General features: G+C 61.1%; 23 protein-coding genes. 12 read left to right on the forward strand and 11 right to left on the reverse strand.

Going from position 1 to position 24,025, the window contains the following annotated elements:
- The first annotated feature begins 44 nt into the window (after positions 1-44).
- A complete protein-coding gene (locus FHU29_RS06630; protein ID WP_064442063.1) occupies positions 45-551 on the forward strand; it encodes a DUF2505 domain-containing protein in 507 nt (168 codons plus the stop codon).
- 7 nt (positions 552-558) lie between these two features.
- Here the strand turns inward: FHU29_RS06630 and FHU29_RS06635 are convergent, their stop codons facing one another.
- Positions 559-1,410 (reverse strand): MBL fold metallo-hydrolase, encoded by an 852-nt coding sequence (locus tag FHU29_RS06635; RefSeq protein WP_064442062.1) that lies wholly within the window; start codon positions 1,408-1,410, stop codon positions 559-561.
- A gap of 99 nt (positions 1,411-1,509) precedes the next feature.
- Here FHU29_RS06635 and FHU29_RS06640 point away from each other — a divergent pair, with 99 nt between their 5' ends.
- Positions 1,510-2,214 carry an MOSC domain-containing protein gene (locus FHU29_RS06640; protein WP_083962493.1) on the forward strand — a complete coding sequence of 235 codons (705 nt, stop codon included), beginning with the start codon at positions 1,510-1,512 and terminating at the stop codon, positions 2,212-2,214.
- A 25-nt stretch (positions 2,215-2,239) separates the two neighbouring features.
- On the opposite strand, the gene FHU29_RS06645 is transcribed toward FHU29_RS06640, so the two are convergent.
- Genes FHU29_RS06645 through FHU29_RS06660 form a run of 4 tightly spaced genes read right to left on the reverse strand, consistent with a single transcriptional unit; the run spans position 2,240 to position 4,506 of the window.
- Complete coding sequence (locus tag FHU29_RS06645) at positions 2,240-2,962, reverse strand: 2OG-Fe(II) oxygenase (RefSeq protein WP_064442061.1); 723 nt, start codon at positions 2,960-2,962, stop codon at positions 2,240-2,242.
- Complete coding sequence (locus FHU29_RS06650; RefSeq protein ID WP_064442060.1) at positions 2,959-3,567, reverse strand: methylated-DNA--[protein]-cysteine S-methyltransferase; 609 nt, start codon at positions 3,565-3,567, stop codon at positions 2,959-2,961. Before FHU29_RS06650 ends, FHU29_RS06645 begins: the two co-directional genes overlap by 4 nt.
- Positions 3,564-4,040: an RNA polymerase sigma factor gene (locus FHU29_RS06655; protein ID WP_064442059.1), complete on the reverse strand. Its 477-nt coding sequence runs from the start codon at positions 4,038-4,040 to the stop codon at positions 3,564-3,566. Before FHU29_RS06655 ends, FHU29_RS06650 begins: the two co-directional genes overlap by 4 nt.
- A 46-nt stretch (positions 4,041-4,086) precedes the next feature.
- On the reverse strand, positions 4,087-4,506 hold the full coding sequence (locus FHU29_RS06660; protein ID WP_064442080.1) for an MmcQ/YjbR family DNA-binding protein: 420 nt from the start codon (positions 4,504-4,506) through the stop codon (positions 4,087-4,089).
- 137 nt (positions 4,507-4,643) lie between these two features.
- Between FHU29_RS06660 and FHU29_RS06665 the strand changes: the two genes are divergently transcribed.
- Positions 4,644-4,967, forward strand: coding sequence for a hypothetical protein (locus FHU29_RS06665; protein ID WP_064442058.1), 324 nt, complete (start codon positions 4,644-4,646; stop codon positions 4,965-4,967).
- 142 nt (positions 4,968-5,109) lie between these two features.
- Here FHU29_RS06665 and FHU29_RS06670 read toward each other — a convergent pair whose 3' ends face one another.
- Both FHU29_RS06670 and FHU29_RS06675 read right to left on the reverse strand, forming a co-directional pair.
- Complete coding sequence (locus FHU29_RS06670; protein WP_064442057.1) at positions 5,110-6,282, reverse strand: fatty acid desaturase family protein; 1,173 nt, start codon at positions 6,280-6,282, stop codon at positions 5,110-5,112.
- A 10-nt stretch (positions 6,283-6,292) separates the two neighbouring features.
- On the reverse strand, positions 6,293-7,378 hold the full coding sequence (locus tag FHU29_RS06675; protein WP_064442056.1) for a ferredoxin reductase: 1,086 nt from the start codon (positions 7,376-7,378) through the stop codon (positions 6,293-6,295).
- Between the two features lie 86 nt (positions 7,379-7,464).
- Between FHU29_RS06675 and FHU29_RS06680 the strand changes: the two genes are divergently transcribed.
- Entirely contained in the window at positions 7,465-8,700 is a 1,236-nt protein-coding gene (locus FHU29_RS06680; RefSeq protein ID WP_064442055.1) for a PucR family transcriptional regulator, read from the forward strand.
- Here FHU29_RS06680 and FHU29_RS06685 read toward each other — a convergent pair.
- Genes FHU29_RS06685 through FHU29_RS06695 form a run of 3 tightly spaced genes read right to left on the reverse strand, consistent with a single transcriptional unit; the run spans position 8,693 to position 11,948 of the window.
- Positions 8,693-9,715 (reverse strand): Rieske 2Fe-2S domain-containing protein, encoded by a 1,023-nt coding sequence (locus tag FHU29_RS06685; protein WP_064442054.1) that lies wholly within the window; start codon positions 9,713-9,715, stop codon positions 8,693-8,695. The genes FHU29_RS06680 and FHU29_RS06685 overlap by 8 nt on opposite strands.
- Positions 9,712-10,713 (reverse strand): PDR/VanB family oxidoreductase, encoded by a 1,002-nt coding sequence (locus tag FHU29_RS06690; RefSeq protein ID WP_064442053.1) that lies wholly within the window; start codon positions 10,711-10,713, stop codon positions 9,712-9,714. Before FHU29_RS06690 ends, FHU29_RS06685 begins: the two co-directional genes overlap by 4 nt.
- A complete protein-coding gene (locus FHU29_RS06695) occupies positions 10,710-11,948 on the reverse strand; it encodes a cytochrome P450 (protein WP_064442052.1) in 1,239 nt (412 codons plus the stop codon). Before FHU29_RS06695 ends, FHU29_RS06690 begins: the two co-directional genes overlap by 4 nt.
- Before the next feature lie 162 nt (positions 11,949-12,110).
- Between FHU29_RS06695 and FHU29_RS06700 the strand changes: the two genes are divergently transcribed.
- Complete coding sequence (locus FHU29_RS06700) at positions 12,111-13,406, forward strand: PucR family transcriptional regulator (protein ID WP_064442051.1); 1,296 nt, start codon at positions 12,111-12,113, stop codon at positions 13,404-13,406.
- A gap of 8 nt (positions 13,407-13,414) precedes the next feature.
- Here FHU29_RS06700 and FHU29_RS06705 read toward each other — a convergent pair whose 3' ends face one another.
- Entirely contained in the window at positions 13,415-14,491 is a 1,077-nt protein-coding gene (locus FHU29_RS06705) for an AraC family transcriptional regulator (protein ID WP_221194686.1), read from the reverse strand.
- 103 nt (positions 14,492-14,594) lie between these two features.
- Between FHU29_RS06705 and FHU29_RS06710 the strand changes: the two genes are divergently transcribed.
- The 7 genes from FHU29_RS06710 (at position 14,595) to FHU29_RS06740 (ending at position 24,019) form a co-directional block, all read left to right on the forward strand.
- Positions 14,595-16,103 carry a flavin-containing monooxygenase gene (locus FHU29_RS06710; RefSeq protein WP_064442049.1) on the forward strand — a complete coding sequence of 503 codons (1,509 nt, stop codon included), beginning with the start codon at positions 14,595-14,597 and terminating at the stop codon, positions 16,101-16,103.
- Positions 16,100-17,017 (forward strand): alpha/beta hydrolase, encoded by a 918-nt coding sequence (locus FHU29_RS06715; RefSeq protein ID WP_064442048.1) that lies wholly within the window; start codon positions 16,100-16,102, stop codon positions 17,015-17,017. Before FHU29_RS06710 ends, FHU29_RS06715 begins: the two co-directional genes overlap by 4 nt.
- 149 nt (positions 17,018-17,166) lie before the next feature.
- Positions 17,167-17,778: a TetR/AcrR family transcriptional regulator gene (locus FHU29_RS06720; protein WP_064442047.1), complete on the forward strand. Its 612-nt coding sequence runs from the start codon at positions 17,167-17,169 to the stop codon at positions 17,776-17,778.
- Between the two features lie 90 nt (positions 17,779-17,868).
- The gene (locus FHU29_RS06725) at positions 17,869-18,789 is read left to right on the forward strand and encodes a lysophospholipid acyltransferase family protein (protein ID WP_221194687.1); all 921 of its coding nucleotides are present in this window, start codon (positions 17,869-17,871) and stop codon (positions 18,787-18,789) included.
- Between the two features lie 33 nt (positions 18,790-18,822).
- A complete protein-coding gene (locus FHU29_RS06730) occupies positions 18,823-20,427 on the forward strand; it encodes a succinic semialdehyde dehydrogenase (RefSeq protein ID WP_083962491.1) in 1,605 nt (534 codons plus the stop codon).
- Positions 20,424-22,184: a GMC oxidoreductase gene (locus FHU29_RS06735; RefSeq protein WP_064442046.1), complete on the forward strand. Its 1,761-nt coding sequence runs from the start codon at positions 20,424-20,426 to the stop codon at positions 22,182-22,184. Before FHU29_RS06730 ends, FHU29_RS06735 begins: the two co-directional genes overlap by 4 nt.
- The gene (locus FHU29_RS06740) at positions 22,181-24,019 is read left to right on the forward strand and encodes an AMP-dependent synthetase/ligase (RefSeq protein WP_064442045.1); all 1,839 of its coding nucleotides are present in this window, start codon (positions 22,181-22,183) and stop codon (positions 24,017-24,019) included. Before FHU29_RS06735 ends, FHU29_RS06740 begins: the two co-directional genes overlap by 4 nt.
- Positions 24,020-24,025 lie beyond the last annotated feature (6 nt).

Here is a 24,025-nt window from a genome sequence, read left to right on the forward strand (position 1 = left end):
CGTCATATCGCGTCCAGGCCTGCGCCTCAGTACTGTGATGTCCCATGGCGAAGGATTTCAGTTTCTCGGTCACAATTGATCATCCAGTAGCGGAGGTGCATCGTGCCTTCATCACGCCGGAGCTGTGGCAGCGCCGGGTCGAGGGTGCGGAGAACGTCACGATGACGACAGAAAGCCCAGGGCCGGGAACAATCGAAGTCACTGTCACTCAGAACATTCCTAGCGAGTCGCTCCCGGCGATCGTGCGGAAGGCACTGCGCGGCGACCTCAGCATTGTTCGCACCGACAACTGGGGCCCTCTTGAGGGGGATCAGGCGGGTGCGAAGTTCACTGCGCAATCCACAGGGCTGACCTCCAGCACGGAAGGCACGCTGGTGCTCCGTGCGGATGGTGCGCGAGCCACTTTGGATGTCGAGGGGCGCACCGAAGTGAAGGCGCGCTTCATCGGGGGAGCGATCGAACCGATGATTGTGCAGATGGTGACCAAGCTGGTGAAGTCGGAGTGCGACGACACTGCCACCTGGATCTCGGAGCGCGCCGAACAAGCGTGACCACTCCTCACAGAGTGTGATCGTCGGGGTCCACGATCTGATCTGTTATCCACCCGATGTAGCGGTCGGCTGATGCGCGGGTGACTTTCCGCGCACCCGACTTGATGCACGCGTCTCCGAACGCACTGTAGAGCCGATCGAACTCGAGATGTCCGGCGGTGTCGGCGATCTGCTCAACCAGACGGGGCGGCAGGGGAATGAGATTGGGGAAGCTCCTCATGAATGAGACGCTCGCTCTGTCGGCGCCCACCATGATCGTGTCGCCTGACAAGACTGCTCCGCGACCTCCCGCGGCGCGCTCAATCAGCAGGAGTGAACTTCCAGGAAAGTGCCCGCCGCATTGAACAAGTTCAATACCTGGCAGCACACACTGTCTCGCTGTCCAGTATTTGATGACGGGATCGGGACGTGTGACCCATCGCCGGTCACTGCCGTTGAACCATATGGGGACGTGGCCTAACCGGTGGCTGAGTGCCACACTCGCTCCGACGAGGTGTGGGTGGCTCGATGCGATTGCGGAAATCCCGCCATGCTGGAGGAGCCAGTCGACTAGAACGGGGCCAGCGAAACCGGGTGGCTCCCACAGCACGTTCCCGCTATCGGTTTCCACGACGAAGGTGCGCTGACCGACCCCCACGGTTGGTGTGAAGGTGAGTTCAAGAAGTCCGTCCTCCAGCACACGGGAGGTCAACTGTCTCCGGGTGTGGGCGTCATCGTCGAGTCGCACCCACTGCTGACCGACTGATGGGACGTATTGGCGGTCATCGGTGCAGATGATGCACAACTCGGGTGGAGTGCCCGCGGGCGGGTACTCGTTCGCGCAGGTCACGCAGACCCAGCTCTTCTCGTCGCTGACCATATGTCATCTCTAGCACGCGGTTGTTCTTCATGATGGGCTGCGCCGCTGGGGCCTTTTCTGAGGAGCGCGGCTGCGGGTTCGGCATGCCAGGATGGCTGTGTGGATATTCGTGGTCGCGTGCTCGCACTTTCGAGGTTCCCGGTGAAGTCGACGGCTGGGGAGTCATTGCAGTGCGCGACCGTGACGGGGCAGGGTATTGATCACGATCGAATGTGGGCGGTGTTCACGGAAGACGGGCGGATCGCCAGCGGCAAAACTACGAAGCGGTTCCGTCGGGTTGACGGTTTGTTGTACTGGCGGTCGACGGTCGATGGTGATTGCGTTCACCTTCATGCACCTGACGGAAAGGTGCTGTCTGTCAATAATTCTGCTGCATCGAAGGCACTGTCGGACACCTTCGGCCAGCCGTTGGTGCTGAAAGAGGCGACCGACGAGCCGCACCACGACGATTGTCCAGTTCACCTGGTGACCACATCGTCGATTGAGAGTGTCCAGCGGAGTCTTGGACAGCATATCGATGCTGCTCGTCTGCGTGCGAACATCCTGATTGAAACGGTTGACGCAGGTTTTCCCGAGGATCAGTGGGACGGCGTCTCTCTCGCGATCGGGCCGACAGTTGTTCTCCGCGTCGACGGCGGCATGCCGCGGTGCCGAATGGTGGATGAGCCGCAAGTCGGCGTGACCGCTGAACCCCGGATGTTGAAGTCGATCGGTATGACGCGCGGGGCCGAGCTCGGAGCTCGAGCGACGGTCGTCCAGTCAGGGACGATCACAGTCGGGGACGCCGTGTGTGTGCTGGGGTGACACCCAATTGGGGGCGCCGGTGTCGCTACTGCGCGTCGTGCAGAACGAGACCGAGGGTGTGCCGGTGCCCTGAACGTACACGGCTGACACCGTGGCGAACAGCGCATCGCGACCAGCCGCGTTTTGTCCTCATTGGCCGGTCGCGGGTGGTGAAGATGAGTGCGTGACCTTGTTGGAGCACGGTTACTGTGCCTTGTGATTGTGCTCGGGCGCGCTGTTCAACGAGCATGAACTCGCCACCGGTGTGGTCGACTCCGGGACGGTCCAGCCCGATGACGACCTGCAGCGGGAAGACGAGGTCACCGTAGAGGTCGCGGTGCAGCGCGTTCCAGTCACCTGTGGTGTAGCGCAGCAGTAGTGGGGTCGGTTTGTACTGTCCTGCCGCATGACATTCACTGAGCCAGTCGGCGAAGTCGTCGGGCCATTGGGTCTGATCTCCCAAACGGTCAGCCCAGCTTCGAGCGACGGGCAGCAAGCGATGGTAAAACTCGGCACGCATCGTCATGATCGGCTCAGGGACGGGTTCCGCGAAGTAGCGGTATGTGCCCTGTCCGTACCGGTGCTGGGCCATGTCAACCGTGGTGCGGAACTTGTCGGCGTCATCCCACATCGCGACGAATTCAGCGCACTCCCCGTCAGTGAGGAGCGGGCCGGTTTGCGCGCATCCAAACGCATCGATTTCGTCGGTCAGACGTGGCCAGTCCAGCGATCCGATCCGGTCCGCCAGGCTGGCTGTTGTCGCTCTCATGCCGCCTCCAGAGTCAGCAGGGTGTTCTTCGCCTCTGCGCCGCCGATGTACTGGCCGATTGTGCCGTCGGTCCGCACAACTCGGTGACATGGAATGACGAGTGGCAGAGGGTTGCGGGCGCAGGCGCTGCCCACAGCTCGTACAGCTTTCGGATTGCCGATGGCAGAGGCGACAGCTGCGTAGCTCTCCCGCCGCCCGTAGGCGATCTCGCGCAGGTGATCGAGTACCTGCAGCCGGAAACCACCGAGGAACCGCAGGTCAAGCGGTAGGTCGAACTGGGTGCGCGTCCCGGCGAAGTACTCGTCGATCTCGCGGGCGGCGGTGCTGAGACGACCGGGCGCACGCAGGACCCGGGGACTGATTTTGTGTGCGAGCGATGAGAGCACTGTGTCGTGACCTTCGCTGGCGTAGGCGATCCGTACCAGTCCGATGGGGGTCGCTGCGAGAAGCAATGGTCCCAGTGGGGTGTCGAGAGTGTGGTACGCAACGTCAAGAAGAAGTGCTTCCTCAGCGGCGCGTTCCAGTCGGCTATGCAGCCGCGCCAGCACCTCGGCTTCGTCACCACCAAGTCCGCTTATGAGGCGCCCGTGATCACTTGTTTTCATGATGGATCGTCCTTCGGATAAATCGCTCTTAATGTTCTGATGCCATCGGCGGCCGCACGGCGGGCAGCTGCTGGGGAGTTGTCGAGTAACTCCGCGATCTCTGCGTGCGGCAACCCGGCGAGATAGTGGTAGGCCACGGCTTTGCGCTGTTTATCGGGCAGCGACTTGAGCGCCGCCCACAAATCTGGGTCATAGGTCTCGGGGATACCGATGCTGGCGTGTTGCTCTGGCAGTCTTTCGGCGGGGATCGGTGAACGCGAATTCGTTCGTGCGACATCGATCGCGCGTCGATGGGCTATGGTCACGAGCCAGGCTTCTATGTTTGCCGACGGGCTGAGGTCCGGGTAGGCGCGCATGGCAGACAGAAATGTCTCGGACCAGGCATCTTCAGCATCGGCTGGGCCGAGTACCGCGCGGCACACGCGCAGTACCATCGGGCCGTATTCGGCCACCACGTCCTCGAACGGTCGCACTGTCACACCCCGTAGACGTTTCGGAGCGGCAAAATGTGAGATTGGCTCAAGCTAGGCCGTGCTCAGCTAGCCATTCGCTGGAACGTCGGCGCGATGCCCGGCACAGCCACGCGTCCTGAATAAGCTCCACTAGCTCTCCGTACGGGATCTCATGCAGTTTCGAGGCTCTCACGAGCACGGAGAGGTGGCCGTCGAAATGCGCGGTGGTGAAGTAGGGACGCTGACGATCCTGGATGAGCGACTTCTTCTCACTCTCGCTCGCTACCCAGACGACGATCACGTCGTCATACCTCTCCCCAGTGTCGGGATCGAATGCATCTGGGCGGGGGTTGCGGAAGAAAACGAACGATTTCCCACCGACTTGATAGACCGGGTTAGTGCCCGCCTTCTCCACCTTGACGTATGGCATCCCACCTGCGATTTCGTGAACATCTGACACAGTTGCAGGCCTGTCGTCCTCGGTCATCAGCACAGCTTACGAGGATCTGCCTCTCGCGGCCGTTGAACCAATACCAAGCGCAACAGAATCTGAGTTCATGCACCATGAAAGTGCCCAAGAAGGAAAATACGCGGCTAGAGAGTTGGGATAGGAGGCCGGGAACAATGCGCTGGACGCGACCGATGACCACTGGGACGCTACTTGTCCTTGCGGGCGCAGTTGGTCTCGCACAAGGAGACGGGCTTGTCTCGGGGATCGGAGTCGCCGGTGCCATCGCGGTGGTATGCGGGCTCCTGCTAATCGGGGCGGGGCTCGTGCAGTCGCGAGGCAAAACCCCCGCTCCTCTCACGGAGGCTGATAGGGCGAAGTATCGGCGCATCGCAGAGGAGGAAGGCGCAGTCCGAGCCGTCAAACAATTGCGGACAGATCATCCTGGCATCGGATTGGCCGAAGCAAAACGGATTGTCAGCGGCACGGAGGACGGGTGAGATTGGCGGACGCGGCTGCACGAGTTGCGTGCAGCCGCGGTAGGAGCAACTAACGCAGCTGCACATTTCCAGTGCGCGGGTCTCACCTGACCTTGCGGAACCGGCCTGATGAGAAACCCGCGCCCGCCGTGAGCGCGTAGCCTCAGGCCGCTGCCTGAACCTCAGCCGCAGGCTTCCAGGGTGTGAACTTTCCCCGCAGGACCCGCTTGGGAACGGATTTCGCGTTGCTCAGGAACCCGTTCGGCAATGAAAGCCGGAATACTTTCTTCCAGGCGGACCCGACCTGTTTCGGGAGGGGGCCACTGATGTATTTGAGTTCGTACCGGTCGAACACCTCGCGGACCTTCGGGGCGATCTCCTGGTAACGGTTACTTGGGAGGTCTGGGTAGAGGTGGTGTTCGATCTGGTAGGACAGGTTCCCGGTCATGAAGTGCAGCAGTGGGCCGCCAGAGATGTTGGCGGAGCCGAGCATTTGCCGCAGGTACCACTCGCCACGGGTCTCGCCGTCGATCGAGGTCTTCTCGTAGGTCTGCACGCCTTCAGGGAAGTGGCCGCACATGATCACGGAATGAGTCCATAGGTTGCGGATCAGGTTCGCGGTGACGTTCGCGAGGAAGGTGGTGGGTGCGGAAGGTCCCGACAAGAGCGGGTGCACCACGTAGTCCTTCGCGGCCTGCTTGCGGATTTTGGCCAGAATCGCTTTGCGCTTGCTGTGGAACTCTTCCTTGTCCATGCGGCCTTTGAGGTACTTGCCGATTTCGAGGTCGTATGCGGCGATGCCGTATTCGAAGAAGCAGGCGTTGACGAAGTTGGCGAGCGGCTGGATGAGGTGGTAGCGGGTCCACCTCTGGTCCTCGTCGACACGCATGATGCCGTAGCCGAGGTCGTTATCCTTGCCGAGGACGTTCGTGTAGGTGTGGTGAAGTTCGTTATGGGAGTGCTTCCACATCGCCGCTGGTGAGGCGTTGTCCCATTCCCAGGTTGTCGAATGGATCTTTGAGTCACGCATCCAGTCCCACTGGCCGTGCATCACATTGTGGCCGATTTCCATGTTCTCGACGATCTTCGCGAAGGCGAGACCCGCGGTCCCGATGAGCCACGCTGGCGGGAGGAGCGAGAACAGGAGCACACCGCGGCTGCCGAGTTCGACCGTCCGCTGCATTTTGATGACCGAACGAATGTAGTTGGCGTCGCGCTCGCCGCGGCTGGCGACGATCTGGCTGCGGATGGCGTCGAGTTCCTGACCTAGGTTTTCGATGTCCTGAGCGGTGAGATGGGCGATGGGGTTGTCTTCTATGCGCTGCAATGGAGTCATATCAAATTCCTTATACGTCGATATTGCACGAGCCTGCCGCAGCAGACACACACGTTTGGATGAGGACGCCTTCAGATGCTTCAGTGATGTCGCCGGAGCGGAGATCTCGCACCGCACCCTCTTTGAGTGGCACGACGCATCCGAAACAGACTCCCATCCGGCAGCCCGAAGGCATGAGGACCCCGGAGCCTTCACCGGCGTCGAGCAGGGATTCTGATCCGGCAGCCTCCACGGTTGTCCCGGATCGGGTGAACGTCACTTTGCCGCCGTCTCCGGCGACCACTGGCTCGATCCGGAAGCGCTCGGTGTGCAACTGCCCGGTGAGGCCACGTTCGGCCCAATGCTGTTCGAGAGTGTCAAGCAGCCCCGCAGGGCCGCACGCCCACGTTTCGCGATCAGCCAGGTCACCGACCAGTTTTTCGAGTTCTGAGACGGTGAGTCTGCCGCTGGTTTCGGTATGCCGTTCAATCAGCTGGATCCGTCCTCGCTGTGCGAGCTTGCGAAGCTCGCTCATGAAGATCATTTCGGACGCAGTAGGTGCGGAGTGGACGACAACCACATCGTCGAGATGCTCCGCTTTGTTGCGCAGCATCCCCATGACGGGGGTTATGCCGCTCCCCGCAGTGACAAACAGAACCTTGGCCGGAACGTGGGCACCGAGTGTGAAATCACCCGCGGCACCGTCGAGGTGCACGATTGTGCCGACGCGCGCACGCCGGACCAAGTGGTTACTGACGGTCCCTCCAGGGATCGCTTTGACCGTGATGGCAATACAGCCGTCCACGCGGTCCGTTTCGGATGTCAGCGAGTAGGTCCGCCATTGGCGCACACCGTCGACGTCGATCCCGAGCCGAACGTACTGGCCTGGTTCATGTGGCTGCCAGTCCCGCCCGGGCCTGATCACGAGGGTCACTGCGTCACGCGTTTCCGGGTGAATCGCGGTGATCCGGCCGCGTAACGCAGTACCGGATCGCAGGGGTGCGACGAGATCCAGATAGTCCGACGGGACTAGCGGTGTGGTCGCAATCTGGGCAAGCTTGACCAAACGGTCACGCAGGGTGCCGACAGTGGGTGATTTCGGTGCCCTTGTTGTCATATCTCTACGATCTCCTACTTCGCGGCATAAACTCTTGTCCGTGAAGCGTGAAAGATCAGTCGGCTTTTGTTCGTCAGGAATAGTTCATGGCAAATGAGCGGGCTGAGCGTGATCTGGGTCTCGTTACCGGCCTAGCCCTCGACCCTGAGATTGTCGCCGCCCTTCAAGTAGGTCTGCCCCGGTTCGCGGAGCTGACGGTCGCCGCGGTCATGGTAGAGGTACCCAGCTACTCACGGGCCTTCAGCGGACGCATGGGAAAAACCATCGAAGGCGCGGTCCGAATGGCCCTCGGGGCGCTCGTGCAGATCGCCGCGCGCGCCGAAGGCTCGGACCTGAGGTCGCCTCTCCCCGCTGCGCTCGATGGCGCGTACGAACTCGGCAGAGGGGAGGCGCGCAATGGGAGGTCGATGGACGCACTCCTCGCGGCCTATCGAGTTGGCGCGCGCGCTGCCTGGCGTGAAATGGCAACGACTGTCGTTGAGAGAGGGCTGCCTGCCCTCACCGTCGCGCGGTTCGCCGAACTCGCGTTCGCGTTCATCGATGAGCTCTCGGCTGCAAGCATTGCCGGTCACGCCGATGAACGTGCCACGACCGGGCAAGTCAGACAACATTATCTTGATCAGCTCGGGCAGAACCTCCTAGCTGGAAAACCAGAAGAGGCGCTGTTGTCCAGCGCGGAGCGTGCGACCTGGCAGGCGCCGGACACGCTCACCGCGGTGTTACTGCCGCTCGCGCAAACCCGCGGCCTCATGTCCCGGTTTGGTCAAGCGACATTGCACATCACAGAAGAACTCCCTGGTATGGAGGCGACTGATCCTTCCGCGGTTCTTCTGATTCCTGATATGGACGGGGCAAACAGAGCTACGCTGCTGCGACTGCTCGAGGACCGCCACGCTATCGTTGGTCCGGCACGCGAATGGACCCGTGTGCGCTCGTCGTATCAGCGAGCGCTGCGCACCCGCGAAATCGTACGCGGCGACATCGCCGCACCCATAGACACTAATGAACACTTGGTGGAGCTGATCCTCACCGCAGACCTCGAGGCAGCCGAGGACCTCAGGAACCGCGTACTCGCACCGCTGGCCGAGATCCGGGCCAGCTCCGCCGAGCGTCTCGGCGAAACGCTCCGGTCGTGGCTGCTTCATCAGGGGCAGCGCGACCTTGTGGCGGCAGACCTGTACGTGCATGCCCAGACGGTGCGATATCGCATGACGCAGTTGCGTGAACTTTACGGTGACAGGCTGAGTGATCCGCAAACCGTTCTTGAACTCATTGTTGCGCTGTCAATACCGAGCACCCCTGACAACGACGAAGTCACCTGAGCACAAATCGCTCGTCGTCGACCATCTGCTGCGCAATGCGGCGTGCGCGGATGGCAGCCCGGTCGGCCTTGAAGTTGAGGTCTCTGCGAGGCCGGGTCTCTTGATCCAGTTGCTGCTGGACTGTTTCGAGGACGTCCTGATCACGTTTGCCCATCTCGTGAAACATGGTCCGCAAATATACGGTCACCCTGTCGTCAGCGATCGCGTAGTTGCGCTGGATCTGCAGGAAAACGTGGGTGGCCCCATGACTTTCCGGCGTGAAACCTTGCACTCGCAGCAGCACGTAGGGTTTCTCCCCATCTGGATCGACGATGTAGCGCTGAACGTGTAGCGCGGGGGAGACGAAGATCCCTTCCTCAACCCTGGGCAGCTTCGTATCCGCCGCGAGACCCGCAACGTCCATCTCCCACGACGCCGGACGCGTGGGGACCGTCAGACGAGAGTAGGACACCGACAGTTCGGAGACTTCCACTTCATTCAAAGGCGGAAGTGTGTGTATATCTGGTGGTGCTGCTTCGGGGTACATGTGGAACACGTTGGTCAGGTCGAGGTAGTGCTCATGAAGTAGCAGGTAGTTTGCCCGCACGCGGGACACCTCGAGCGACTTCCCCCATCCATCTTCTTCCGCGGACCAGGGGATTCGTGGCGGCGGCCGGAGACGAGCAGCCGCAGGCTCACCGAGCCAAAGCCACACGAACCCCGATTTCTCGTGGATCGGGTACGTCCGCACTCGGGCTCCTGGCGGGACGTTCTCTTGAGATGGCACGTCCACGAGGCGACCATCAGCGTCGTATGTGCAGCCGTGGTAGCCGCATACGATGCGATCGTCCTCGATTCTGCCCTTCGAGAGAGGATAAGCCCGGTGCAGGCAGCGGTCTTCCATTGCGACGACTTCACCTGTGCCTCGACGGAACATCACGACCGGCTGGTCGAGTACCCGCCGAGCGAAGAGCCCGGCTATCTCCTCGCTCGCTGCGGCTATGTACCAGCAGTTGAATGGATAGTTGGGTCTCATAGGTCCAGCACCAGCCTTTCGGACCTGGATCGCGAAACGCAGATCATGATTGTGTCTCCACTTTCTCGCTCCGCATCCGACAGTACGGAGTCACGAGGGTCGGGGTCGCCTTCGATGACATCGCATTCGCAGGTGCCGCAAACGCCTTCCATGCAAGAACCGAGGACGTCGACGCCCGCTTCCTCGACCGCTTCGTAGATCGTCTTGCCTGGCGGCACAGTCACACTCACACCGGACCGCTGGCACTCGACCTCAAAAGCGCTGTCTCCGCCGACGGCAGGCTCGAATGCCTTCGCGGCAAACCTCTCTATGTGCAGGCTTCCGGTGGGCCAGCTCTTGCATGCTTGTTCAACTGCGCTGAGAAGCCCTTCAGGACCACAGCAGTACACAACGGTGTCTTCGTCAGGCGCGGAGAGTTCCCCGGCCAGGTCAAGCATCCCTGTCTCGTCCTGGGGACACACCGAGACCCGATCGCCGTGATCTCCCAGCACGTCAAGGAAAGCCATCGACGACCGTGTTCTGCCGCCATACAGCAGCTGCCAGTCAGCATTGGTCGCTGCGGCAGCGGCGATCATCGTGTAGATCGGGGTGATGCCAATCCCGCCGGCGATGAACTTGTACCGAGCCGCCTGCACCATCGGAAAGTGGTTACGCGGGCCGCGAACACGAACGGTGGCTCCCTCATGCAGTTTGTCGTGGACGAACTGTGAACCGCCGCGGCTGGCCGGATCGAGCAGCACGCCGACTTTCCACTCGGCGCTGTTGGAGGTATCCCCACAGAGCGAATACTGGCGTATGAGCGTCGGTGTCATCATCAGGTCGATGTGTGCGCCAGGTGTCCATTCAGGCAAGTCAGCGCCCGCAGGGTCCGCGAGAGTAAGTACCACAACTCCCTCCGCAACGAGCTCACGTTTTCGTACCTGAAGGTCAAGTTCAACTTCCCGATAGGTGCCCCTGTTCCGCTGGGGCGATTCGGCGAGGAGTTCCGGGGCGGTCATGATGTCCGCCGCACTGGGATCGAGTTGTACTGGTTGAGGAACAAGGCCCGGACACGGGTCGGTTCGCCGTCGAGCTCGAGATTGGGGAAGCGCTGCAATGTCTGCTCGATCCACAGCCGCAGTTCCAGGCGAGCGAGGTTAGCGCCGAGGCAGAAGTGGCGTCCACGCCCGCCGAAAGCCTGATGCTTGTCGGCGAGGCCGGGACGCGTGATGTCGAACTTATCTGGATTCTCGAACGCGGTTTCGTCGCGGTTCGACGCCAGATACCAGAGCAAGACGCGGTCGCCTTCCTTGATCGTTTTGCCGTGCATTTCGATGTCGCGGGTCGCTGCGCGGGCCATGAAGGCGAAAGCTGGATAGCAGCGAAGCCCCTCTTCGACTGCCGCCTCGATCAGTTCGGGCTGTTCACGGAGTTGAGCGAGCATTTCCGGGTTCCGCAGCAGTTCAAGCATCGTTGCACTGTAAGTAGCCCGGGTGGAGTCGTTACCGGCTGACATCAGCAGAATGAAGAACGTTGCAAGCTCGAGTTCGTTGAGCTTTTCGCCATCGACTTCAGCGTCCATAAGCGCTGACAGCAAGTCGTTCTGAGGGTGTTCGCGGCGCTGTGCGATGAGTCCATTGACGTATTCGATGATCTCGGTGACCACGCCCGCGGTGTCGGACCATTGATCGCGGATCGCGGGGTCCTCGAACGCGGTGAACACATTGGTCCAATGCACCAGCGTCGCATCGTCTTCGGGCGGAGTACCGAGGAAAGAGCCGATGACGCGGGCCGGGATTGGTCGCGCCACATCAGCCACGAGGTCGAATCTCTCCTGGTCAGCTACGCTGTCGAGAACCCGTCCGATGATCTGGCGGATGTGATCTTCGTGTTCGGCCACTCGCTGCGGCGTAAACGCTTTGATGACAAGTGCTTTCAGACGGTCGTGGCGCGGGGGATCCATCGAGATCATCTGCAGTCGCTGAATATCGAGTGGGACGCCAATATCGTCGAAATGGAATATTCCGCGTTTTTCCGACGAGAACGTCTTATGGTCGCGGCTTACCGCCCGCACGTCATCGTACCGAGTGATCGACCAGAAGCCACCTTCGCCGGGTGCTGAGCGCTGCGCGCTGAAATGAACCGGGTCTTCGCGCTGGAGTCGCTTGAACAACTCATAGGGAGGCCCGCCATCCCACACGGTGGAGTCTGCGAGGTCGATGCTGTGGAGGTCATTCGGCGCTGTTGAGGTCATAGTCTCTCGCTTTGTCGGTTGGGTGCAAATCACGCTACGGAGCGAGAATCGATGTGCCGATGGCACGGCGATACCAACTTTCGTGCAGCCTTTGTAGGCTCGATACAAGCTGGAATTCCCGAATGACTCCCGGCACAAGCTCCGCTTAATTACGCTCCGCACATGACGCGCGACGACCGGGAAGACGGTGACTACCGTGCCGTCGTCGCTGACTCCGCGGCGGCAATCATCACGCGGCTCGATGACCAGTTGGGTGCGATAACCCGCTCCACGCAGGACACTCTGATGCGGGAAATCTCGGAGTTGCGGGATGATGCTCAGCTACAACAGCTGCTGCATGACACCGTTGCAGCGAATATCGATACCGTTTTCGCGGCAATCCGCAATGACATTTCCCTCGACCACATTGAGCCGCCAACAACCGCGCTTGAATATGCACGCAGACTTGCGCAACGTGACGTGTCTGCTGACGCACTGATCAGGGCCTACCGCATCGGTCATCAAACGGTGCTGAACGTGGTGATGGAGGAGATCCGCGGCTGTGATTTCGACTCCCAGCTAATTCTTGACGTCATCGAACGAATCACCGCGCTCACGTTCAGATACATCGATTGGATCTCGCAGCAAGTGATTCGGGTGTATCAGGATGAGCGTGATCGCTGGCAGGCGAGCCGCAACAGCCTGCGCTCGTCGCGCGTGCGTGAACTGCTCGCGGGTGGTGACACTGATACCGATGCTGATCTTGATGTTCTGACATCGGCAATCAGCTATCCCTTGAGAAGGGTTCACCTGGCAATCATTGTGTGGTGTCACGATCAGCAGGGAGGGGGCGAACTCACGGCCATCGAAAGGTTCGTGCACAAACTTCACGAAAGTGGGGTGGCCGGACCTGAGTCTCCGCTCTTTGTCGCTGCCGACCGGCTCACGGGGTGGGTGTGGGTCCCGGTGAGTGCGGCAGCAAGAGCAACTGTGCAGCAAGCGGTCCGCGATGCGGTTGATGCGACGCCGCAAGCCCCTTTCGTTGCAATTGGGCAGCCGCTCCACGGACTGGACGGTTTCCGTCGTTCGCATCAGCAGGCGCAGTTGGCCCGCACGGTCGCGCACGCAACGGGACAGCAGGAAAAGCGGGTGACCGATGCCAGCGAATGTGGCGTGCTGTTGTCGGGCCTGCTTGTCGAGAACGCTGATGCGACGCGCTCTTGGGTGGGTGAAGTTCTCGGTCCCCTTGCGTCACCTACGGAAAGCGACGAGAGATTGCGGGAGACGCTGCGTGCTTTCCTGCGGGCCGACTCGGGTTACAAGAGCGCGGCGGAGGAGCTGCACATGCACCCCAACACCGTCAGATATCGGGTTCGGCGCGCGTTGGAGCGCCGTGGCCGCGAGATCAGCGGCGATCGGCTCGATGTCGAGGTTGCCCTGCTGCTGTGCCATTGGCTCAGAGACAGGGTTGTGGATTGAACATGCGCCTAACGGGAAATTGATCCCGCGCTCACCCGCGCCCGGTACTCGCGCGGCCCAAGTCCTTTCCACCGCCGGAATGCCTGCGAGAAACTGGATACTTCCGTGTAGCCGAGCCGGTGTGCGACGTCGGCGACAGGCATGCGCCCGGTGATCAGGAGTTCCTCGGCAAGTCCTTCTCGAATCTCATTCGTCAACGCGCGCAACGAGGTTCCTTCTGCCGCGAGTAGTCGGCGCACTGTTCGACTGCTCATGTGCAGTTCGCGGGCAGCTTCTTCGAGTGTGAGCGGCTGGGTTGGGTCCGCAAGCAACAGGTCCCGTACCTGACCGGACAAGCCTGCGCGCGCTTCGCGCTGGTTGAGCAAGTCACGGCATTGAGACTGTGCGAGTGCTCTCGCGTATTCGTTCGCTTGCGTCAGTGGCTCGTCGAGGTAGAGGGGATCGATCACGAGTGTGTTCTCGTCCGCGCCGAACACGGGTGCAGTGCCGAGCATTTCGGTGTAGCGCTCGATACCATCGGCGGGTGGTGGGAAGGTGTAGGTGACCCGCCGGAGCGGGACGGATTGTCCGACCAGTTCCTGCTGGAGGTTCTTTATCGCAGCGCTGTCGCGCTCGGTGACGAATCTGCGCACCGCGACTGGAACCTCATCTGGGTCGAGAACTAGCCATACTTCGTCGTCATGCAGACGCGCGGTGATTCGGCAGAACGCAAATGTCAGTCCGACGAAACGTAAGCCGACGTCGATCGCGTTGCGCAGCGTTGGGCTGCTGATCAGTGCGAAACCCCAGATTCCATAGGTTGTCAGGTGGTACTGGTGGCCTACCTCGATTCCCAGACCGGGCTCGTAGTCGAGGGCCTCAACGGTGTTTGCAATGAGCCGCAGTTCCTGCTGGGCGGTCACCTCAGTGGCGGGGTTTCTCAGGGCACTCATCGTGAGTCGTGTGCCTTTAAGGCACGTCGCGAGTGCGACGCCGCGGGCCTGCGCGAACTCGATGAGCAACGCCGCGCTCGCCGGCGACCGCGGTATCGCTTGCCGGATCACTGCAGGTACCTCCCGATCGCGTGGCCCCTTCGGAGTGGCCATATCTAGTAACTCTTGGGCCAATTATCACCTGTTTTCTGCGATCTGACCTTCATATTCTTGATTTCAGTCCCAATACCGACGAGTTAAATGCGAGGACATGACAATGGGAGCAGCCCGCCTTACACACGCACCTTCAGTTGCCATTATCGGCACCGGCTTCGGTGGCCTGGGGATGGCGATCCAGCTCAAGAAGGCTGGCTTCGACAACCTCACACTGTTCGAAAAAACCGATGATGTCGGCGGAGTGTGGCGCGACAACGACTACCCAGGGGCCGCGTGCGATGTGCCCTCGCACCTCTACTCGTTCTCCTTCGAGCCGAAAGCCGACTGGTCACGCCGGTTCGCTCCGCAAGCCGAAATCCACGAATATCTCCGCGACTGCGCCCGAAAGTACGGCCTGCTGCCGCACATCAAATTCAACACGGAAGTACGCGGCGCAAAGTTTGATGAGCATGAAGGGGCATGGGCGGTGGAGCTCGCTGACGGACGCACGCACCGTGCAGATGTCGTTATTACGGCAACTGGTCAGCTCAGCCGCCCCGCTTACCCCCGGATCCCGGGCCTCGACACGTTCAAGGGCGAGATCTTTCACTCCGCCACGTGGAACCACGACTATCAACTGGAAGGCAAGAAGGTCGGCGTGATTGGCACGGGCGCTTCGTCCATCCAGTTCGTGCCAAGAATCGCTGCCAGCGGCGCCCAGGTCGAGCTGTTTCAGCGCGATGCCGCACACGTGATCCCGAAGCCCGATTATGCCTACTCTAGGGCTGCGGTGGAGTTGTTCCGCCGCGTCCCAGGTCTGGTTCGGCTTTCGCGGTGGGCCACGTACGCCACGCTGGAGCCACGGGCGCTCGCGTTCACGAAGTTCCCCAAGGCGATGAACGTCATCGAGTGGCGTTTTAAGCGGCACCTGAAGCAGACCATCAAAGACCCGGTACTCCGTGACAAGCTCACCCCGAAGGACCCGATCGGCTGCAAGCGCATCCTGATCTCCAACGAGTACTACCAGGCGCTCGCCCAGCCGAACGTTGACGTTGTGAACTCGGGAATTACCGAAATCACACCTGATGGGCTGGTCACCGCTGATGGAGTTCTGCACGAGGTGGACGCGATCGTTCTGGGGACAGGCTTCCAGGCCACCGATTTTCTCTCGCCGATGGAATTCACCGGGATTGAGGGGAAGACCCTGAACGAGGAGTGGCGAGAGGGAGCCGAGGCGTATCTCGGCATCACGGTTGCTGGGTTCCCGAACCTGTTCATGCTGTACGGGCCGAATACAAATCTGTCGCACAGCTCCATCGTCTTCATGCTGGAGTCCCAGATCCGCTACATCCTGCAGGGCATTACACGCCTGGCTAAGGGTGACATCAAGTGGCTCGACGTACTGCCTCACGTCCAGGGCGTATTCAACGCTCAGGTGCAGAAAAAGATTGGCGCCACAGTCTGGGCAGGGGAGTGCTCGAGCTGGTATAAGACTGCATCCGGCAAAGTGACCAACAACTGGCCAGGCTTCACGTTCGCTTACCGCCGTTCAACGCGCACGTTTGACGAGAACGACTACCACGCCGCACCTGCTCAGGCCCCGGCGTTTTCAGGAACGGTTCAGTCATGACGCTGGCGCGGCAGATGATGAGGCTCGTAGTGCGGGGCGTCGTCCGGCCCACACTCTCTCCCTCGATACCGGTAGGGGTGCAGCGCGCAGTACTCGATATTGCAGGGCGGGTCGCGAAAATGCCGCAGGGCACTCAGGTCAACCGCATCTCGCTGTACGGGTGCCCAGCAGAAAGAGTGAAGACTCCAGCTGCAGATGCGCACCGGGCTGTGCTTTACCTGCACGGTGGTGGCTACACGGTTGGGTCGCCCAGAACGCACCGGGCGTTGGCCGCGCACCTGTCCGCCGCAGCCAGGATGCCGGTCTATCTGGCTGATTACCGGCTCGCTCCAGAGCACCCGTACCCTGCGGCGCTCGAGGACGCGATCAATGCGTATAAAGCGCTTTTGCAGCGCGGCATTGTGCCCGGACGAATTGCGATCGCGGGTGATTCCGCAGGGGCTGGGCTCGCACTCGCGCTGTGCACCACATTGCGCGATGGGGGAATCCCTGCACCGGCGGGGATTGCATTGATGTCGCCCTGGGTTGACCTGACCCTGACCGGCGTGCGCGACGATAATCGTGACCCGATGCTCCGCACGGCCTGGCTGCGTTCCTGCGCTGCTCGCTATGGAGGGGTCACAGAAAGCCTGACGAATCCGGCGCTATCACCCATGTACGCGGACTTGTCCGGGCTGCCGCCGATGCTTGTGCACGCCGGAAGCGACGAGATTCTCGGTCCCGACATCGACAGATTCGTCGAGCATGTGCGGAACGCGGGCGGCGCGATCCGCCAGCGCATATTTCCCGGGCTATGGCATGTGGCGCACCTGCACGCGGGCCTGGTGGCCGAATGTACCGATGCCACAGAAGAAGTCGGCCATTTCATCGGTTCTGCAACTACCCGCAGCACAAGTGACGTGTACCACTTTTAGTTACACACATAGCGCCAGTTGTGTACTTATTTCACACTCGACGCTATTCTGTATACAGAGCTAGCGCCTAAGCAGGAGATTCCATGCAGAACAGTCCGCACAATCTGAGGAGGCCGCGAGCAATCCACCCGTCTACTACTCTTGAGCGCATGGCCGAGGCCGAATGGTCGCCAAACCGCTACCAGAGAACTGCGCTGACACTCATGCGCCGCGCTGTTCTCGACGCCCTCAGTGAACAGCTGAAGGTCAAGAAATGGTCTGCGGTCACGATGGCGGACATCGCCTCAGCAGCCGGAGTTAGCCGCAAGACGCTCTATAACGAGTTTCAGTCGCGCAGCGGCCTCGCCCGCGCCTACGCTTCCCGACTTACGAGCGACATCGCGGACGCGATCGTGCGGGAAATCTATGCCAATCCCGGCGCGGCATATCACGCCGTTCATGCCGCTTACCTCGACTTCTTCCGCCGCATAGAAGCGGACCCCCTCGTCGAATCACTGCGGGCTACCGATTCACCCATTGACCTGCTGCGCATGATCACCGTGGAAAGCCAATTCCTTGTCGACCACGCGTCCCCCGTCATCGCAGAAGCGTTCCAGCGCAGCTGGGTGAACGCGAGCCCGCATGACGCCCGTGTCCTTGGCGAAGCGATAACCCGCACTGCCCTGAGTTTCGTTGCCCTCGCGCCTCGAGACCGCGACGAAGCGGTCTCGGGTGTGGCCCGCATTTACGCGCCCTACATCGAGGCAATCTCGGCAGCCTGACGGCCGGAACTCCACAAGTCACACCACCACGTCCACGTTCACCGTGCGTACGGCGAACGCCGAATCGTCATACCCTGAGGAAGATTTGCCATGCAAACACAAACCCCCGCAGCAGCCACCACACCCTCCAATCCGCAGACCAAGGCACGCGCTTCGAATGCGCCTCGCGATCCACTCAGCCGTTTCATCACCAGACGGGTATCCAAAGCCCAAACCTCGGACGGGCCGAATCCAGCCTTCATGCGCATATTTCAGCGCCCAGTTTGGGACTTTCTGTGCGACAGATACTTTCGTCTCGAAATTAGCGGATGGGATCGTTTGCCGAAAGAACCGTCCCTACTTGTGGGCGTTCACTCTGGAGGCTCGCTCACTATGGATGCGTGGACGCTCGTCCACGCATGGCACCGTCGTTTCGAGGGAAAACGAATCCTGCACGGCACCGCTCACGACGTGCTCATGGCCGCACCGGTACTCGGCGACTACTTCAAAGCTGTGGGTGTCATCCCCGCATCGCGACATGGGGTTTCAGCCGCACTCCAGGAAGGACGCGATGTGGTGGTCTGGCCGGGCGGTGAGCAGGACGCGATGCGCAGCTGGAGTAAACGCGACAAGGCCGTACTCGCCGGGCGGAAAGGGTTTGTAAGGCAGGCGATCCGGTCTGGAGTCCCAATCGTTCCCGTTGCGACCACAGGTGGCCACGACACGGTATTCGTCCTCTCCGAGGGACGTTCACTCGCGCGGTGGAGCGGGCTGAACAAGCGCCTGCGGGGAGCGACAATGCCAATAATCTCAGGCTTTCCATTTCCGCTGGCAGTCGAGATTCTCCCGATGCACATCCCGCTGCCTGCCAAAATCCGCACCGAGATCCTAGAACCAATCATGGTGGACAGCGATCCCGACCGGGTCAATGACGCAGCGTACGTCGACGCGATCTACGAGCAGGTCGAATCTGCCATCCAGGCGGGGATGGACCGTCTCGCGCAACGTCGGCGCTTCCCGATCTTCGGCTGAACGAATCGCCACCAACATCCCGAAAGCGAAACGATGAGCATCGAGCTTCCAGATTTGACGATGAATGATGAAATCCGCGCTCGCCAACCGTTCTCGGCCCTTGCCGCGGCTAGAGCCCCGCAGCTAGCGATGCGGATCAGCGCAGCACCCGATGCTGAACGGGTTATCACGACCGCGCCCCACGATGGTTCCATCGTGGGAGACCTGCCAGTATCGACCCGCGAAGACGTCGATGAGGCGTTTGCTGTGGCGCGACAGGCGCAGCGCGCTTGGGCGGCGACTCCGGTCCGGAAGCGGGCACGCGTTATTGCGCGCTTTCATGACCTTGTCTTGCAGCGGAAAAACGAGATTCTTGACCTGATTCAGGTGGAGAACGGAAAGACCCGCAGAGATGCTTTTCTCGAGGTCGCGGACATCGCTCTGACCGCCCGCTACTACGCACGCACAGCGCCGTCGCTGTTGAAGACCAGGCGCCGTCGCGGCGCATTTCCAGTGATCACCCATACGACTGAACTACGTCACCCTAAAGGCGTCGTCACGGTGATCTCACCGTGGAACTACCCGTTCAGCCTCGCGGCCGGGGACACTATCCCCGCACTGCTCGCCGGAAACGCGGTTGTTCAGAAACCAGATACGCAGACCGCGCTCAGTGCGCTGTGGGCCGTTGACCTTATGTATGAGGCGGGATTGCCACAAGGCCTGTGGCAGATAGTCGTTGGGCCCGGCCGAGTACTTGGTGACGCGCTGATGCAGGGATCCGACTACATGATGTTCACCGGTTCCACCAATTCAGGCAAGGGGATCGCTGGTGACGCGGGCGAGAAACTGATCGGTGCGTCGCTCGAGCTGGGCGGCAAGAACGCAATGGTCGTTCTCGACGATGCTGACCTGGACAAGGCCGCAGAGGGAGCGGTGCGTGCCTGTTTCTCGTCAACCGGGCAGCTGTGCATCTCTATCGAGCGTCTCTATGTACATCGGTCGGTGTTCGACGAGTTTGTGAAGCGGTTTCTCCGCCGGGTCGAAGACATGCAGCTCGGTGCGGTGTTTGATTTCAGCTGCGATATGGGGTCGCTGACCTCGCGTTCGCAGCTCGCCGCTGTTGCCGGCCACGTGGACGATGCCGTAGCTAAGGGCGCAACTGTACTCGCAGGTGGGCGGGCGAGACCCGACCTCGGGCCGCTGTTCTACGAGCCGACCGTCCTCGCGGGCGTCACCTCTGAGATGGAGTGTTATCGCGAGGAAACCTTCGGTCCGCTGGTTTCGGTGTACCCATTCGACAGCATTGATGAAGCTGTACGCCGCGCGAACGACACCACCTATGGGCTCAACGCGAGTGTCTGGACGCGCAACGGTAAACGTGGTCGCGCACTCGCTGCGCGGCTATACGCGGGAACAGTCAACGTCAACGAAGCATTCGCCGCGGCGTGGGGCAGCGTTGATGCCCCCATGGGCGGCATGGGGGAATCCGGGCTGGGACGGCGCCACGGCGCGGAAGGCCTGCTCAAGTACACCGAAGCACAAACCATCGCGCACCAGCGGGTCATCGGATTCCGGCCCCCTGCGCGGATGAGCTATCCGCTCTGGGCGGGCGCACTCACCGCAGCGTTTGTGGTGATGAAGAAGGCAGGCATGAAATGACCTTTGACTATGACGTTCTCGTCATCGGCTCTGGATTCGGCGGCTCGGTCGCCGCGTTACGGCTCACCGAGAAAGGCTACCGAGTTGGCGTGCTCGAGGCCGGACGCCGATTCGACCGCAACAATCTCCCGAAAACTTCATGGGATCTGCGGAACTTCCTGTGGGCCCCCAAGCTGCGGTGCTTCGGTATGCAGCGCATCCACATGGTGAAGGACGCGGTAATCCTCGCTGCTTCCGGTGTCGGCGGCGGGTCGCTGGTGTACGCCAACACGCTCTACGAACCGCTCGATCCTTTCTTCCAGGACAAGCAGTGGTCCCATATCACCGACTGGCGCTCGGAACTCGGCCCGTACTACCGGCAGGCCAAGGCCATGCTCGGCGTACAGACCAACCCGGACGTCACTGCGGCTGACGAAGTGATGAAGCAGGTTGCTGAGGAGATGGGAGTGGGGGACACGTACCACTCCACCCCAGTCGGAGTGTGTTTCGGTGGTCCGGCAACGAGGCCCGGCGAATCGGTGGGTGACCCGTACTTTGGTGGCGCGGGTCCAGAGCGCCACGCGTGTATCAGGTGCGGTGAGTGCATGACGGGATGCAAGTACAACGCGAAGAACACACTGGACAAGAACTACCTGCACCTTGCGGAACGCAACGGGGCAGAGGTCCGGCCGCTCACCACGGTCACAACCGTACGGCCATTATCTGAAGGTGGGTACGCTGTCGACACTGTGCGAACCGGGCGCAGCACCCACCGCCGAAAGAACCTCGCTACCTTCACTGCCGGACAGGTCATTTTCGCGGCCGGGACCTACAACACCCAGAAACTCCTCCACCGCCTGCGTGACGAGGGTGCGCTGCCGGAAGTGTCACCGCGCCTCGGTGAACTGACGCGCACCAACTCGGAATCAATTCTTGGCGCCAAAAGCCGTTCTGCCGCTAACGATTACACCCGCGGTGTCGCGATCACCTCGTCATTCCATCCGGACGAGCACACCCACATCGAACCAGTCCGCTACGGCAAGGGCAGCAACTCCATGGGAATGCTGCAGACCGCGCTGACCGATGGTGGCAAGAAGATCCCGCGATGGCTGACCTGGGTGCTGGCCATGATCCTGAGCCCCCGGAACCTCACCTGGTTCTCAGTGCGCCGCTGGTCCGAGAAAACGATCATCCTCCTGGTCATGCAAACCCTCGACAACTCGATCAATATCCGCGGGAAGAAGGGTCTATTCGGAACCTACCGGCTCACTTCCAGTCAGGGGCACGGCGCACCGAACCCCACCTGGATCCCGAAGGGTAATGAAACCGCACGTCGAGTCTCGAAAAAGATCGATGGGGTCCCCGGCGGCACCATCGGTGAGATCGCGAACATCCCGATGACAGCACACTTCATCGGTGGCTGCCCGATCGGTGATAGCCGCGACACAGGCGTGATCGATCCTTGGCACCGCATCTACGGCCACCCAGGGCTCCATGTCACCGACGGGTCAGCGATCACCGCGAACCTCGGTGTCAACCCGTCACTGACCATCACCGCCCAGGCTGAACGTGCGCTCGCGTTCTGGCCCAACAAGGGTCAGGCCGACCACCGTCCACCCGTCGGATCGGGTTACACCAGGCTGCCCGCCATCGCGCCGCAACACCCCGCAGTCCCCGAACACGCACCCGCAGCCCTCCGCCTGCCCATTGCGGATGTAACACACGGCCGCGCCCTGACCGCTACGCCCGGCCTCAACGCTGAAAAGGAAATCTCATGAGCATCACCCAGAACCCTCACCCCACCGCTGTAGCGCGTGAGTTCAGTAGTCCCGCGACGTACACGATCCCGGAAGACGCGTCATGCGCGGATGTCGTTGCACGCCACGCCGCCGAAACCCCGAACTATCCGCTCTTCCAGCGCCACACCCAAGGGAGCTGGACAGAGGTAACCGCATCGGAATTCAAGAATGACGTCTACAGCGCCGCGAAAGGCCTCATCGCCCTTGGAGTGGCTCCGGGTGACCGCGTGGCACTCCTCGCGAACACGCGTTACGAATGGGTCGTCCTCGATTACGCCATCTGGTCGTCCGGGGCAGTGACGGTGCCGATCTACGCGTCGTCTTCACCGGATCAGGTGGCCTGGATTCTAGAAGACTCCGCAGCGGTCGGCCTGATTGTGGAGACGCTGGAGAACAAGAGGAACGTCGACACCGTCGCTGCCGCTGCGCCTGCCCTCAATACGGTCCTGGTGATCGACGGTGGTAGCACTTCAGCAATCAGTGAGCTAGCAACCGCTGGGAAAGATCTCGCTGATTCAGCAGTTGATGACAGGGTGGCGGCGCTCACGGCCGCCGACCCAGCCACCCTGATTTACACATCAGGCACAACGGGACGTCCGAAGGGTGTCCAGTTGGCGCACCGCAATTTGCTGTCCGAGTCAGCGTCAATCCTCGCATCGAGCTTCTCCTCATTGCTGCGGGAAGGCAACAAGACCCTGATGTTCCTGCCGCTCGCGCATGTTTTCGCCCGTGCGATCTCGGTCGCTTGCGTGGAAGCGAAAGTCACCGTGGGCCACACGTCCGATGTCCCGAATCTCGTCGAGCATTTCGGGAGCTTCCAGCCAAACCTCATCCTGTCAGTGCCGCGAGTGTTCGAGAAGGTCTATAACTCTGCCCGGCAGAAAGCCCATGATGCCGGCAAAGGCAAGATCTTCGACAGGGCCGCGGAGACTGCAATCGCCTGGAGCCAGGCACAGGATTCTGGCAATATTCCGCTCCCGCTTAGAGTCCAGCACGCGTTGTTCAACAAGCTCGTCTACAGCAAACTTCAGGGCGCGCTCGGTGGACAGTGCGAACTCGCCATCTCCGGCGGCGCCCCGCTCGGCGCACGCCTCGGCCATTTCTTCCGGGGCATCGGTGTCACGATCTACGAGGGGTATGGGCTCACGGAAACCTCCGCGGCAATCACCGTCAACACGATCGGCAGGCAGAAGATCGGCAGCGTGGGACGACCATTGCCAGGTAACAAAGTACGCATCAACGATGACGGTGAAGTCTTGCTAGCCGGTCCCGTGGTGTTCTCCGGTTATTGGCAGAACGAGAAGGCGACCGCTGAGTCGATCGTGGACGGCTGGTTCCACACCGGTGACCTCGGCAGCCTGGACAGCGACGGTTACTTGTCGATCACCGGCCGGAAGAAGGAACTAATCATCACCGCCGGGGGTAAGAACGTCGCTCCGTCCGGACTCGAGGACGTGCTGCGCGCGCATCCGCTGATCAGTCAGGCGGTAGTCGTCGGTGATCAGAAGCCGTTCATCGGTGTGCTGATCACCATCGATTCCGAGGCGTTCCCAGGCTGGAAGGACCGCAATGGCAAGCCCGCGGGCGCAACCATTGCTGACCTGCGCACCGACGTGGACCTGATCATCGAAGTCGAAGAGGCCGTCGCCGCGGCGAACAAAACCGTATCGAAGGCCGAGGCCATCAAGAAGTACACGATCCTTGATGTCGACTTCACAGAGGCCACGGGCGAACTCACTCCATCGATGAAGCTCAAGCGCAACGTCGTGGCGGACAAGTTCGCTGCCGAGATCGACGCGCTCTACAACCAGTGAAAACCC

The organism is Hoyosella altamirensis (assembly GCF_014191505.1).
GTDB classification, from domain to species: domain Bacteria; phylum Actinomycetota; class Actinomycetes; order Mycobacteriales; family Mycobacteriaceae; genus Hoyosella; species Hoyosella altamirensis.

Coding starts and splice junctions, on each gene's coding strand:
- FHU29_RS06740 (WP_064442045.1), top strand. CDS start 22,181: ATGAGCATCACCCAGAACCCTCACCCCACCGCTGTAGCGCGTGAGTTC.
- FHU29_RS06660 (WP_064442080.1), bottom strand. CDS start 4,506: ATGACCGAGGACGACAGGCCTGCAACTGTGTCAGATGTTCACGAAATC.
- FHU29_RS06630 (WP_064442063.1), top strand. CDS start 45: ATGGCGAAGGATTTCAGTTTCTCGGTCACAATTGATCATCCAGTAGCG.
- FHU29_RS06730 (WP_083962491.1), top strand. CDS start 18,823: ATGAGCATCGAGCTTCCAGATTTGACGATGAATGATGAAATCCGCGCT.
- FHU29_RS06710 (WP_064442049.1), top strand. CDS start 14,595: ATGGGAGCAGCCCGCCTTACACACGCACCTTCAGTTGCCATTATCGGC.
- FHU29_RS06715 (WP_064442048.1), top strand. CDS start 16,100: ATGACGCTGGCGCGGCAGATGATGAGGCTCGTAGTGCGGGGCGTCGTC.
- FHU29_RS06700 (WP_064442051.1), top strand. CDS start 12,111: ATGACGCGCGACGACCGGGAAGACGGTGACTACCGTGCCGTCGTCGCT.
- FHU29_RS06645 (WP_064442061.1), bottom strand. CDS start 2,962: ATGAGAGCGACAACAGCCAGCCTGGCGGACCGGATCGGATCGCTGGAC.
- FHU29_RS06680 (WP_064442055.1), top strand. CDS start 7,465: ATGGCAAATGAGCGGGCTGAGCGTGATCTGGGTCTCGTTACCGGCCTA.
- FHU29_RS06690 (WP_064442053.1), bottom strand. CDS start 10,713: ATGACCGCCCCGGAACTCCTCGCCGAATCGCCCCAGCGGAACAGGGGC.
- FHU29_RS06650 (WP_064442060.1), bottom strand. CDS start 3,567: ATGAAAACAAGTGATCACGGGCGCCTCATAAGCGGACTTGGTGGTGAC.
- FHU29_RS06685 (WP_064442054.1), bottom strand. CDS start 9,715: ATGAGACCCAACTATCCATTCAACTGCTGGTACATAGCCGCAGCGAGC.
- FHU29_RS06635 (WP_064442062.1), bottom strand. CDS start 1,410: ATGGTCAGCGACGAGAAGAGCTGGGTCTGCGTGACCTGCGCGAACGAG.
- FHU29_RS06670 (WP_064442057.1), bottom strand. CDS start 6,282: ATGACTCCATTGCAGCGCATAGAAGACAACCCCATCGCCCATCTCACC.
- FHU29_RS06695 (WP_064442052.1), bottom strand. CDS start 11,948: ATGACCTCAACAGCGCCGAATGACCTCCACAGCATCGACCTCGCAGAC.
- FHU29_RS06735 (WP_064442046.1), top strand. CDS start 20,424: ATGACCTTTGACTATGACGTTCTCGTCATCGGCTCTGGATTCGGCGGC.
- FHU29_RS06720 (WP_064442047.1), top strand. CDS start 17,167: ATGGCCGAGGCCGAATGGTCGCCAAACCGCTACCAGAGAACTGCGCTG.
- FHU29_RS06725 (WP_221194687.1), top strand. CDS start 17,869: ATGCAAACACAAACCCCCGCAGCAGCCACCACACCCTCCAATCCGCAG.
- FHU29_RS06675 (WP_064442056.1), bottom strand. CDS start 7,378: ATGACAACAAGGGCACCGAAATCACCCACTGTCGGCACCCTGCGTGAC.
- FHU29_RS06705 (WP_221194686.1), bottom strand. CDS start 14,491: ATGGCCACTCCGAAGGGGCCACGCGATCGGGAGGTACCTGCAGTGATC.
- FHU29_RS06665 (WP_064442058.1), top strand. CDS start 4,644: ATGCGCTGGACGCGACCGATGACCACTGGGACGCTACTTGTCCTTGCG.